Raw genomic sequence first — 11,269 nt, forward strand, 5'->3', positions numbered from 1 at the left:
CTGCCACCTCTTCCTACAGGGTGGATCGACCAGTCCCTCCGAGTGTCGATCAACCTAGGGCGCGCGCGGTGCGACCGGGTAGACGATGAAATCGGCATGTCGGTCGATCTCTGCCGGCGTAGACGCGCTGGCCACCGCCCGTTGGAGTTCGTCAATTGCGGCGGGCGGGAGCGCGAGCCCGTGCTCATCAGGGTGGGCGGGCGCGCGCATCGCATAGTCCTGGCTCGGCGTGCGGGTCATCTCGACATGCGCGCCGAGCAGCGCGCGAACAGGGTATTGCCGTGCGAACCGCGCCAGCCGATCGGCGCTGGCACGGAACACCGCGGTCTGGTCGCGCGGCACGTAGAGCCGGCCGGGATACAGCATGTCGCCGGAGAAGAGCAGCCGCGTCCGGGCGTCATAGACCATGATGTGCGCCGGCTCATGCCCCGGCGTCGGGACGATGCGCAGCACGCGCCCGCCGAGATCGTAGCGGCCGACCTGCTCGGGCCAGTCGCGGATGCCGAAGAAGGCCGCGACCGCGCCGGGCGACAGCCCGACCAGCTGCGTGTCGGGCCGATCGGCGAACTCGCCGTCGCCGGCGTGATGGTCGCCGTGGCCGTGCGAGTGCGCGACAATCAGTCGGACCGTCCGGTTGGCGTGCGCGCCGCGCCATGTCGCGATCAGCCGGTCGACGGTAGGTCGCACCCGCAGCCCGCCCGCCCCCGTGTCGATCAGCAGCGCGCGGTCGCGGCCGAACAGCAGGTAGAGGAAAGGCGCCTCGAAATTCGTCCGCACCGACTGGCGGATGACGAACGTGTCCGGATCGATCCGCTGCACCTGAGTCTCGGCCTCGTCGGCGGTGCCGTCGATCCAAGGAGCGAAGCGCGGGAACGGCGCCGGCGCCGCGCCGAGCAGGAGGGAGGCGACGAGCACGCGAGCGAACGGGCGCGGCCGGGTCAACACCCGGCGCTCGATGCGATACAGGAAGGAACGGGACATGAGCCGGAGCGTGCCCCGCCGGTTCACCCGTCACCATACGCCGTTTGACGAGGCGGCGCGAGCAATCGGCCGGCGACCACTCGCGTCCGCCGCTCAGCGCATCGCGAGCTGGGTCGCGCCGCCAAGGTCCCGCGCCGCGGTCGCCGCGGCGACTCGGCTGCGCATGTCGCTGAGCACATCGCTGCGGCACTCACGCGCCTGTGCGGCGAGCGCGAGATGGACACTGCTCATCCCCTGCCCGCAAACGGTATCGGCGACCCGATCCATGCGGATGGCGAGACGCTGCTGCCCCTCGACGCTGGTGAGATCGATGCCGCGCAGGTTGAGCACGCTGCTCTCGGCCGAGAGCGGGTCCGCGCCGGGCGCGGCGAGCGCGGGCGTGGCCATCAGGATTGCGGCACATGCGGCCAGACCGATCTTCATCCTCATCTCCTGCATCGCTGCCCATCGCTCTCCGGCGATCGGGTCGCAGCCATGTAGGATCGCGCCTGCGCCGGCACAAGCGCGGGGCGAAGAACGTAGCGTCCCGCGCGGGGTCAGCGCGCGCGGACGATCAGCGACGCCAGCTCCATACGCGCGCCGAGCGCGCCGGGCGGTACCGGCACCGCCAGCATGCGCTCCGCCCCGCTCGCGCGATCGACCAGCGTGATCGGCACCGCATAGCCGCGGATGAGCCGCCAGCTCCTCGCCTCGGCGAGCGGCACCGTCACCTGCCAGGAGCGCTCGCCGACGACGGGCAGGTCGCGGCCGTCCACCCGCACCGCGGTCGCCGCGCCGACACGCCGGCCCGAGAGCCGCAGGCAGGTCTCGCCGCCGCAATGGACCAGCCGCGCGGTGGGCGTGCGCTCCGCCGCCGCGGGCAGTCCGACGCAGAGGGCAGCGCAGCCGCTCAGCGCGAGAAGGAAGGATCGGACCATGCGATCGGCATAGCGCGCGGCCTGGCACAACCGACATGCGCCAATTGACGTAGGCGCCAGCGCCGGCGCGACCGCTTACGTCAAACACCCCATATCGATTTGCCGCGGGTGCCAACAATCTCGCACCGCAGCGATCGGCTCCGTGCGAGGGCCGACGCCGGCCGACAGTCGCGGAGGGGCGACTCGTTCAACGTACCGATTGGGGGCTTTGATGGCAGGACGTTTCTCCCGCGCAGGGTGGCTGTGCGCGACCGCGCTGATGGGCGTCGCCGGTGGACCGGCGCTGGCGCAGGAGGCCGCGACCGGTGCGGCACCGACCACCGCCGCACCCGACGACACCGCCGCCGCGATCGACGGCAACGAGATCGTCGTCACTGGCAGCCGGCGGCGCACGACGCTGCAGGACGCACCGATCAATATCAGCGCGGTCTCCGCCGAGACGATCGCGTCGCAGCGGCTCGATGACATCCGCTCGCTCGCGTCGTTCACGCCCGGCGTGACCGTCGCGGACACCGGCCCGGGCTCGACCGGCGGGATCATCCTGCGCGGCATCTCGTCGGGCGACACCAGCGTCGGCGGCGCCGACAGCGGCAATGCGGTGGGGGTCTATCTCGGCGAAGTGCCGCTCTACCTCGACTTCAAGCTGATCGACATCAACCGGGTCGAGGTGCTCCAGGGGCCGCAGGGCACGCTCTACGGTCTCGGCACGCTCGCCGGCGCGGTGCGTTACCTGCCCAACCGGCCCGAGACCGACCGCTTCAGCCTCGACGTCCACGGCCGCGGCTATGCGCAATCGTATTCCGACGATTTCGGCGCGGTTGGCGACGTCGCGCTCAACGTCCCGATCGTGCGCGATCACATCGCGTTCCGTACCGCCACCGGTTATTATGCCAACGCCGGCTTCATCGATTACAACTATCTGCTGCAAGAGCCCGGCGTCTCGGACCCGCAGCCCGGCCGCGCCACAGACACCTCGACCGGCTCGCTCGACACGGGCAATTACGGCAGCAACTTCAAGCGCAAGAAGGATGTGAACTATGAGCACACCTTCACCACGCGCAATCAGCTGCTGCTGGAGTATAATCCCAACATCAAGGCGTATCTCACCTACGCGCACCAGAACACCAAGACCGGTGGGCGCCAGGCCAATGCCGCCGGCGTGCTCGGTACCGGCCGCTACGAGGGACCGTGGCGCTATCTCGAGCCGGTCGAGCGCAACGCCGATCTGTTCGCGGCGGAGTTCGACATCAATCTCGGCGGCATCGCGCAGCTCGTCAGCACCACAGCCTATACCAAGCAGCACATCACCTCGGTGGACGACAACACCGACCTGCTGCTCGACCTCGACTATGGCTACGAAGCCTTCCCGCAATTCTCCTCCTATGCCGACAACGAGCAGCATTATAAGCAGTTCAACCAGGAGGTCCGGCTCGTCTCGACACACGGCGGCCCGTTCAACTGGGTGATCGGCGGCTTCTACAACCGGCTCAAGTTCGACAGCAACCGGCAGGAGTACACACCCGGTTTCGCCGAATATTTCGACATCCCGCGGCCGGACAACCTCGAATATATCTCGCAGGTCAACAGCAAGACAGTGGAGAAGGCGGCTTACGGCGAGGGCACGCTCCACCTCACCCAGGCGTGGCAGGTGACCGGGGGCCTGCGCTATTTCAAATATGACGCCGAGGTCAGCGGCGGGTCCGACTTGCCGCTGTTGAGCGGCGGGCTGGCCCGCATGCCCTACCCCTCCTTCACGATCGACCCGAGCCGGATCCGCACCGGTGACACTGCCAAGGACGGCCTCGTCTGGAAGGCGAACACCTCCTACAAGTTCGGCGAGGGGCTGCTCGCCTATTTCACCTACTCGACCGGCTATCGCGTGGGCGGTGTCAACCGGGTCGTCCCCTGCATCCAGCCGCTGCCCGCCGGGCAGAACCTCTGCGCGTTGCCCAACGAGCTGGTCTACGGCCCCGACCGCACCCGCAACAAGGAGATCGGCCTTCGCGCCAGCCTCTTCGACAAGCGCCTCCAGCTGACCGTCGACGGCTATGAGATCAACTGGAGTGGGGTCCAGGTGCCGAGCCAGACCGTCAACGGCGCGATCGGCATCACCGTGAACGGCGCCGACGCGGTCTCGCGCGGCTTCGACGTGCAGGCCACGCTGCGCCCCCTTCGCGAACTGACCGTGATCGGCACCTATTCCTACGTCGACGCGCATCTCACCCAGGACGTCACCGGGCTCGTCGTGAGCCAGGGCGTCCGCTACGACGCCTTCGAGGGAGACCGACTGCCGGGCTCGGCCAAGAACTCGGGCAGCGCGCAGGTGATCTACAGCCACGCGCTCGACCAGGACCGCAAGATCGAGGCGATCTGGGCGACGATCTATCGCGGCGAGATCTACTCGCGCGTCGGGCTGCGCGGCAACGGCGAGGCGATACCCGGCTATGTCACGCACAGCGCCTCGCTCAACTATGTCAGCAAGCAGTTCGAGATCGGCCTCTTCGCCGACAACCTCACCAACAAATATGCAGTGACCGCGATCAGCAACGATATCTCGTCGCTCAACCAGGTCCGCACCGATGTGGTGGAGCGCTATTATGCGCGCGGCGTGCTGACCCCGCGCCGCGTCGGGATCGACTTCCGCTTCCATTATTGATCGCTGCCGGCGCCTCGCTCCCGGCGGACGAGCGCGGCGCCCGGTCGCTCCTTCACACCCAGCAGGAACTACCCATGGCCTCTCTGATCGTGACCACCCGCGACGGCGCCACCCGGCCGCTCCCCGCCGATGCCGGCCTCTCGGTGATGGAGGTGATCCGCGACAACGGCATCGACGAGCTGCTGGCGGCGTGCGGCGGCTCGCTCTCCTGCGCGACCTGTCACGTCATCGTCGATCCCGCGCAGGCGCTCACCCTACCGCCACCCAGCGAGGCCGAGCGCGAGCTGCTCGACGGGCTCGACCATGTCGCGCCGACGTCGCGGCTGGGCTGCCAGATCGCGTTTGACGAGCGGCTCGACGGCCTCCGCGTGACGATCGCCCCGGAGTCGTGAGCGTGCGGCGGTGAGCGAGGCGGCGGTGAGCGACTATGACGTCGTGATCGTGGGAGCCGGCCAGGCCGGTGCCCAGACGGCGATCGCGCTGCGCCAGCTCCGCTACCAGGGCACGATCGCGCTGATCGGAGACGAGCACGAGCTGCCGTACGAGCGACCGCCGCTGACCAAGGCGTATCTCGCCGGTGAGAAGAGCTTCGAGCGTCTGCTGATCCGGCCGGCCGCCTTCTGGCAGGAAAAGACGGTCGACCTCAGGCCGGGCTGTCGCATCGTCGCGGTCGACCCCGCGGCGCGCCGCGTCACCGCGGCGGACGGCAGCAGCATCGGCTATCGTCGCCTCGTCTGGGCAACCGGCGGGGCGGCGCGCCGGCTCGACTGCCCGGGGGCCGCGCTCGCGCGGGTGCACTCGGTGCGCTCGCGCGCGGACGCCGATCTCCTGTCGAGCGAGCTTCCCGCGGCGCGCCGGGTCGTCGTGATCGGGGGCGGTTATATCGGGCTCGAGGCCGCGGCGGTGCTGGTCGGCGCCGGCAAGGAAGTGACGCTGATCGAGGCGCAGCAGCACGTCCTCGCACGCATGTCGGGGACGATGCTGGCGCGCTTCCTTGAGGCCGAGCATCGGTCGCGCGGGGTGACGCTGCGGCTCGGCACCACCGTCCACGGCATCGAGGAGCATGACGGCGCCGCCTGCGGGGTGCGCCTCACCTCGGGCGAGCTCGTCCCGGCAGACCTGGTGATCGTCGGCGTTGGCATCGTCCCGGCGGTGGCACCGCTCCTCGCCGCCGGCGCGCGCGGCGGCAACGGCGTGGAGGTCGATGCGCTGTGCCGGACCAGTCTGACCGACGTCTACGCGATCGGCGACTGTGCCACGCACGCCAACGCCTTCGCCGACGGCGCGCGGATCCGGCTGGAGTCGGTGCAGAACGCCAATGACATGGCGGGCACGGTCGCGCGTGCGATCGTCGGCGTCGCGCATCCTTATTACGCGGTGCCGTGGTTCTGGTCGAACCAATATGACCTGCGCCTGCAGACGGTCGGCCTCGCCGCGGGACACGATCTCGCGGTGCTGCGCGGCACCGTCGCCGCGCGTTCCTTCTCGGTGATCTACCTCCGCCAGGGCCGGGTCATCGCGCTCGACTGCGTCAACGCCACAAAGGACTATGTGCAGGGGCGCAAGCTGGTCGAGTCGGGCGTCGAGGTGCGGTCCGACCTGATCGTCGACACGGCTATTCCGCTTATCCAGGCGCTTCAGAGCGAGGGCATCGTTCCGATCCGTGCGGCCTAGGCGGGAGGCGGTCGGGCGGACACCGTTTCGCTCGTCTCATCATCGTCGAAGCGGCGCTGCGCGCCCCTGGCCCATCCCGGACAGGTACGTATCGCATTCGCGCTTCTCGGCTCGCTACGGCGCTATTCGGGGTGTTGCGGCGTTTTATCCCGCTGAGCGTTGAAGATAAGCGGTGTTGCCCGCAGAACGCTCGATAGGTCACCTACCGCGTGGTAGCGTGACCGGCACTTTCTCAGATTGCGACAAAGTCGATGTTTTATCCCTCTGATCTTACGGCGAATTTCGGCGACAACTCCGTTTTCTACCGCTGTTCGCCGGCCTGCGCGCGTGGGCGCGCTTAGCGTGGGCGCGTCGCCCGGCAGTGTGATCGAGCCCGGTAGGTCCGGGATCGCCGCGCGCGGTTGGCGGGTCGACGAGGCGCGGCGTCGTGCGACGATCGACTCGCTCAACCTCGCCACGCTGCGCCGCTCGGCCGCGTTGCGCCAGATCACCGACTTCGCCGCGCAGCTGTGCGCTGCGCCTATCGCGCTGATCACGCTGATCGAGGAGGCCGACCAGACCTTCCTCGCGGCGACCGGCACCGACATGGACGGCACCAAGCGCTCCGAATCCTTCTGCGCGCACGCGATGTGGGAGGAGGACGTCACCGTCTTCCCCGACCTGACCGCGGACGAGCGCTTTCTCGGCAACCCGCTGCTGCGTGACCCGGGCGTGCGTTTCTACGCCGGAATGCCGCTGGTGGCCGACGACGGCGTCCCGCTCGGCGCTTTGTGCGTGCTCGATATGGCGCCGCGCCCGGAGGGACTGACGGCGTTGCAGCGCGACGGGCTGCGCGTACTCGCCGCCGACGTGATGGCGCGGCTGCGCGGCTCGCGCGACGACGCGGCGTGGCGCGAGGCCGCGGGCGAAGCACGCCGCGCTGCCGCCGAGAGCGAAACGCGCTTCCGCACGCTGGCGGACACGATGCCGCAGATGGTGTGGTCAACGCTGCCCGACGGCTATCACGATTATTATAACGCGCGCTGGTACGAGTTCACCGGCATGCCCGAGGGCACGACCGACGGCGACGAGTGGAACGGCGTGTTCCACCCCGACGATCAGGCGCGCGCCTGGGCGGTGTGGCGCCACTCGCTCGAGACCGGCGAGGCCTATCAGATCGAGTATCGGCTGCGTCACGCCGACGGCACCTATCGCTGGGTGCTCGGCCGCGCGCTGCCGATCCGCGATCGCCACGGCGCGATCACGCGCTGGTTCGGTACCTGCACCGACATCCACGAGCAGAAATTGGCGCTTGAGGAGCGCGAGGTGGTCAGCCAGGAGCTGAGCCACCGCATCAAAAACATCTTCTCGGTGATCTCGGGGCTGATCCACTTCGCCGCGCGCGCGCATCCCGAGCTGGCGACCGTCGCCAACGACCTGCGCCAGCGTATCATCGCGCTGGGCCGCGCGCATGATTTCGTCCGGCCGCACAGCAACGAGTCCCGCCCAAACCGCGCGCAGGACAGCCTCCACGGCCTGCTCGGCGAGCTGTTCGCCCCGTATCAGCGCGTGGCGGGCGAGCGCATCACGATCAGTGGCGACGACGTCGCGGTCGACGATCGCGCCGCCACGCCGCTCGCGCTGCTGTTCCACGAGCTCGCCACCAACGCGAGCAAATATGGCGCGCTGTCGGCCGAGCACGGCTGGATCGACCTCGCGGTGGCGCGCGGCGACGGCACGGTACGCCTCGACTGGCGCGAGCGCGACGGTCCTCCCCTCGACTTACCCCCGCCGGGGGGCGGCTTCGGCAGCCAGCTGATCGAACTCAGCGCGGTGCGACAGCTCGGCGGCGCGGTGACGCGCACCTGGCATCCGGACGGGCTGGAGTTGGTGGTGACAGTGCCGCTGCCCGCGTTCAGCCGCGCCGCGGCCACCTGACGAACTCGGAAGGCGTCGCCGCATCGGCCGGCGCCATCTCGGTCGCGGTCAGCGCCGCACTGAGGATCGCCTCATCGTTGAACGGCTTGCGAATATAGCCGAGCGCACTGCCGGGGTCGGTGATCTGCCCGGGGTTGGCCGTGACGAACACCACCTTGACGCCATATTCGCGCGCAATCCGCTCGGCGATCACGGGCCCGGTTGCGCCGTCGCGCAAGTTGACGTCGACGAAGGCGAACTGACAGCCCGGCGCGGCGCGATAAGCGCTCTCCGCATCCGCCGCGATCGCGGCGACCACGAATCCCGCGTCCTCAAGGATCCGCTCGAGGTCGAGCGCGACGAAGATCTCGTCCTCAACGATGAGCGCGGTGTTGGGCATGACGTCGCTTCGATTACTCCGGTGGTTGGCTCGGATTAACCCCGATCAATCGGCAGGGTTCCGGCGCAGCAGGAAAACCGCATGCTCGGCGAGGAAGTTCGCCGCCGCACTGCCGGTGCGCTTGTCGCCCGACAGGAACCAGGCGTTTTCGGTCGCCACACCGCGCTCGGCGAGATGCGCGCGGAAATCGTCCACGGTGAGATGGTGGATATTGGGGGTGTCGTACCAGCGCTCGGGCAGCAGCCGCGTCACCGGCATCCGGCCGCCCCACAGCAGCGACAACCGCACCCGCCAGTGCGCGAAGTTGGGGAAGCTGACGAAGGCGTGGCGCCCGATCCGCAGCAATTCGTCGAGCACACGGTCGGGCGCGCGCGCGGTTTGCAGCGTCTGGCTCAGGATGGCGTAGTCGAAGCTCTGGTCGGGATAGCCGGCGAGGTCGGTGTCGGCGTCGCCCTGGATCACCGACAGTCCGCGCGACACCGCGGCGGCGACGTTGCGCGGGTCGAGCTCGAGCCCGCGCGCGTCGACGCTTTTGGTGTCGCGCAGCGCCTTCATCAGCTCGCCGTCGCCGCAGCCGACGTCGAGCACGCGCGCGCCCGGCGGCACGTGCGCGGCGATGATCGCGAGATCGGGGCGCAGGCTCACGCGCCGGTCCCGAGGAAGCCGCCGATCACGCGGTCGAGCTCGGCCGAATCCAGCAGGAAGGCGTCGTGGCCATAAGGGCTCGACAGCTCGACGAAGCTGGCGGGGGCTCTCGCCGCCACCAGTGCCTGGACGATCGCGCGCGACTCGGCGGTGGGGTACAGCCAGTCGGTGTCGAAGCTGACGAGGCAGAAGCGCGCGCGCGCGGCGCGGAAAGCGTTGGCGAGCAGCCCACCATGCTCCTCGGCGAGGTCGAAATAATCCATCGCGCGGGTGATGTAGAGATAGGAGTTGGCGTCGAACCGGTCGGTGAAGGCCAGGCCCTGGTGGCGCAGGTAGCTCTCCACCTGAAAATCGGCGTCGAAGCCGAACGACTTCTGCTCGCGCGCCTGGAGCCGTCGCCCGAACTTCTCGGTCAGCCCCGCTTCGGAGAGATAGGTGATGTGCGCCGCCATCCGCGCCACCGCCAGCCCCGCGGCGGGAGGCATGCCGTCGTAATAGTCACCACCCGCCCAATTCGGGTCGGCCATGATCGCCTGGCGCCCCACTTCGTGGAAGGCGATGTTCTGCGCGGTGTGGCGCGCGGTGGAGGCGATGACGAGACAGGCGTCGAGCCGCTCCGGGAAGGTCGCCGCCCAGCTCAGCGCCTGCATCCCGCCCATCGATCCGCCCACCACTGCGGCGAGCCTCGCCACGCCGAGATGGTCGAGCAGCAGCGCCTGCGCGCGCACCATGTCGCGGATCGTGATGACCGGGAACGCCATCGCGTACGGCCGCCCGGTCGCCGCATCGGCGCTCGCCGGCCCCGAGCTGCCCATGCAGCTACCGAGCACGTTGGCGCAGATCACGAAGAAGCGGTCGGTATCGATCGGGCGGCCTGGGCCGACCATGCGCTGCCACCAGCCCGGCTTGCCGGTTCGCGGATGTGCCGAGGCAACGTGATGGTCGCCGGTGAGCGCGTGACAGATCAGCAGCGCGTTGCCGCCGTCGGGCGCGAGCGTGCCATAGGTCTCATAGGCGATCTCGACCGGCGCGAGCAGGGCGCCGCCGTCGAGCCGCAACGGCCCCGGCAGCACGACGTGACGCGACAGGCCGAAGCGCTGGTCCAGCGAGGAGGGCGTGGTGAGCATCGGGCAGCCGCTTTACCCGCGCCGCCCCGCCCAAGTCGAGCCGGACCCGCGCACGGCTGCGCCGCGTTGGCGTAGCGCGTCACCCCGACGCGGGGAGCCCCTTCATGGCGGACGACGCCGCGGCGCGCGAGCGCGACATCGATCTCGATCCCGACGAGCGCGCCGCGGTGGAGCAGCGCCAGTCGGTCAGCCCGCGCGTGGTCCACGAGGTGATCCGCCGTGCCGGCGACGAGGAGCTGGAACGGCCGAGCTGGTCGCTGGTCTGGTCGGGACTCGCGGGCGGGGTCGCAATCAGCGCCTCGATCCTGGGCAAGTCGCTGATCGCGCGCGACCTGCCGGAGGCAGGCTGGACGCCGCTGGTGACCAGCGTCGGCTACACGCTCGGCTTCCTCGTGGTAATCCTCGGGCGACTTCAGCTTTTCACCGAGAGCACGCTGTCCGCGGTGATCCCGGTGGCGACCCATCCGAGCCTCGGCAATTTCGCGCGGCTGCTGCGGCTGTGGGCGCTGGTGTTCGGCACCAACCTGCTCGGCACGCTCCTGATCGCGGGACTGGTTCACTATCGCCTGATCGGCTCGCCCGAGGGCGGCGCGGCGATGCTGGAGACGTCGCGTGAGCTACTCGCGCATGATTTCTGGGCGACGCTGCGGCTCGGCATCCCCGCCGGCTTCCTGATCGCGGCGGTGCCCTGGGCGCTGCCCTCGTCGCGCGGGCAGGAATTCTGGGTAGTGTTCCTGCTCACCTATTTCATCGCTTTGGGCGGTTTCGCGCATGTCGTGGCGGGCTCGGGCGAGGCGTGGCTGCTCGCCCTCGCGGGCGAGGTGAGCTTCACGCACGCGCTCGTCGGGCTGATCTTGCCCGCGCTGATCGGCAACGTGATTGGCGGCACCGGGCTGTTCGCGCTGCTCGCGCACGCGCAGGTGCGCCAGGAGCTGTGACGCCCCGCCCTCTTCCCCCGCCGCCTCACACCGGC

At 69.4% G+C, this 11,269-nt stretch carries 11 protein-coding genes; 5 read left to right on the plus strand and 6 right to left on the minus strand.

The genetic code is table 11. The annotated features are described in order from the left end of the window. Positions 1–54 precede the first annotated feature (54 nt). The 3 genes from QBJ89_RS05655 to QBJ89_RS05665 all read right to left on the minus strand — a co-directional run bounded on the left by QBJ89_RS05655 (position 55) and on the right by QBJ89_RS05665 (position 1,898). Positions 55–981: an MBL fold metallo-hydrolase gene (locus tag QBJ89_RS05655; RefSeq protein WP_277979556.1), complete on the minus strand. Its 927-nt coding sequence runs from the start codon at positions 979–981 to the stop codon at positions 55–57. Positions 982–1,074: 93 nt separating this feature from the next. After that, the gene (locus tag QBJ89_RS05660) at positions 1,075–1,404 is read right to left on the minus strand and encodes a UrcA family protein (protein WP_277979557.1); all 330 of its coding nucleotides are present in this window, start codon (positions 1,402–1,404) and stop codon (positions 1,075–1,077) included. A 113-nt stretch (positions 1,405–1,517) separates the two neighbouring features. Beyond that, positions 1,518–1,898, minus strand: coding sequence for a hypothetical protein (locus QBJ89_RS05665; protein WP_277979558.1), 381 nt, complete (start codon positions 1,896–1,898; stop codon positions 1,518–1,520). Between the two features lie 211 nt (positions 1,899–2,109). Between QBJ89_RS05665 and QBJ89_RS05670 the strand changes: the two genes are divergently transcribed. The 4 genes from QBJ89_RS05670 to QBJ89_RS05685 all read left to right on the plus strand — a co-directional run bounded on the left by QBJ89_RS05670 (position 2,110) and on the right by QBJ89_RS05685 (position 8,145). Next, positions 2,110–4,554, plus strand: coding sequence for a TonB-dependent receptor (locus QBJ89_RS05670; RefSeq protein WP_277979559.1), 2,445 nt, complete (start codon positions 2,110–2,112; stop codon positions 4,552–4,554). Between the two features lie 74 nt (positions 4,555–4,628). Beyond that, positions 4,629–4,946 (plus strand): 2Fe-2S iron-sulfur cluster-binding protein, encoded by a 318-nt coding sequence (locus tag QBJ89_RS05675; protein WP_277979560.1) that lies wholly within the window; start codon positions 4,629–4,631, stop codon positions 4,944–4,946. 25 nt (positions 4,947–4,971) lie between these two features. Continuing rightward, positions 4,972–6,228, plus strand: a complete 1,257-nt coding sequence (locus tag QBJ89_RS05680) for an NAD(P)/FAD-dependent oxidoreductase (protein ID WP_277979561.1) — start codon at positions 4,972–4,974, stop codon at positions 6,226–6,228. A 435-nt stretch (positions 6,229–6,663) separates the two neighbouring features. Continuing rightward, positions 6,664–8,145 carry a sensor histidine kinase gene (locus QBJ89_RS05685; RefSeq protein WP_277979687.1) on the plus strand — a complete coding sequence of 494 codons (1,482 nt, stop codon included), beginning with the start codon at positions 6,664–6,666 and terminating at the stop codon, positions 8,143–8,145. On the opposite strand, the gene QBJ89_RS05690 is transcribed toward QBJ89_RS05685, so the two are convergent. From QBJ89_RS05690 to metX, 3 genes are read right to left on the minus strand one after another with little or no spacing between them, the layout of a single operon-like run. Further along, the gene (locus tag QBJ89_RS05690; RefSeq protein WP_277979562.1) at positions 8,123–8,524 is read right to left on the minus strand and encodes a response regulator; all 402 of its coding nucleotides are present in this window, start codon (positions 8,522–8,524) and stop codon (positions 8,123–8,125) included. The genes QBJ89_RS05685 and QBJ89_RS05690 overlap by 23 nt on opposite strands. Before the next feature lie 45 nt (positions 8,525–8,569). Beyond that, a complete protein-coding gene (gene metW, locus QBJ89_RS05695; protein ID WP_277979563.1) occupies positions 8,570–9,169 on the minus strand; it encodes a methionine biosynthesis protein MetW in 600 nt (199 codons plus the stop codon). Continuing rightward, positions 9,166–10,296: a homoserine O-acetyltransferase MetX gene (gene metX / locus QBJ89_RS05700; protein ID WP_277979564.1), complete on the minus strand. Its 1,131-nt coding sequence runs from the start codon at positions 10,294–10,296 to the stop codon at positions 9,166–9,168. Before metX ends, metW begins: the two co-directional genes overlap by 4 nt. A gap of 104 nt (positions 10,297–10,400) precedes the next feature. On the opposite strand from metX, the gene QBJ89_RS05705 reads away from it, so the two are divergent. Then, positions 10,401–11,234: a formate/nitrite transporter family protein gene (locus tag QBJ89_RS05705; RefSeq protein WP_277979565.1), complete on the plus strand. Its 834-nt coding sequence runs from the start codon at positions 10,401–10,403 to the stop codon at positions 11,232–11,234. Positions 11,235–11,269: the final 35 nt, after the last annotated feature.

It is taken from the genome of Sphingomonas phyllosphaerae, assembly GCF_029623345.1.
GTDB classification, from domain to species: domain Bacteria; phylum Pseudomonadota; class Alphaproteobacteria; order Sphingomonadales; family Sphingomonadaceae; genus Sphingomonas; species Sphingomonas phyllosphaerae_C.

Excerpts from the sequence above, each read along its gene's own strand:
- QBJ89_RS05690 (WP_277979562.1), bottom strand. The coding sequence starts at position 8,524 with ATGCCCAACACCGCGCTCATCGTTGAGGACGAGATCTTCGTCGCGCTC.
- QBJ89_RS05705 (WP_277979565.1), top strand. The coding sequence starts at position 10,401 with ATGGCGGACGACGCCGCGGCGCGCGAGCGCGACATCGATCTCGATCCC.
- QBJ89_RS05665 (WP_277979558.1), bottom strand. The coding sequence starts at position 1,898 with ATGGTCCGATCCTTCCTTCTCGCGCTGAGCGGCTGCGCTGCCCTCTGC.
- QBJ89_RS05670 (WP_277979559.1), top strand. The coding sequence starts at position 2,110 with ATGGCAGGACGTTTCTCCCGCGCAGGGTGGCTGTGCGCGACCGCGCTG.
- QBJ89_RS05660 (WP_277979557.1), bottom strand. The coding sequence starts at position 1,404 with ATGAAGATCGGTCTGGCCGCATGTGCCGCAATCCTGATGGCCACGCCC.
- QBJ89_RS05675 (WP_277979560.1), top strand. The coding sequence starts at position 4,629 with ATGGCCTCTCTGATCGTGACCACCCGCGACGGCGCCACCCGGCCGCTC.
- QBJ89_RS05655 (WP_277979556.1), bottom strand. The coding sequence starts at position 981 with ATGTCCCGTTCCTTCCTGTATCGCATCGAGCGCCGGGTGTTGACCCGG.
- metX (WP_277979564.1), bottom strand. The coding sequence starts at position 10,296 with ATGCTCACCACGCCCTCCTCGCTGGACCAGCGCTTCGGCCTGTCGCGT.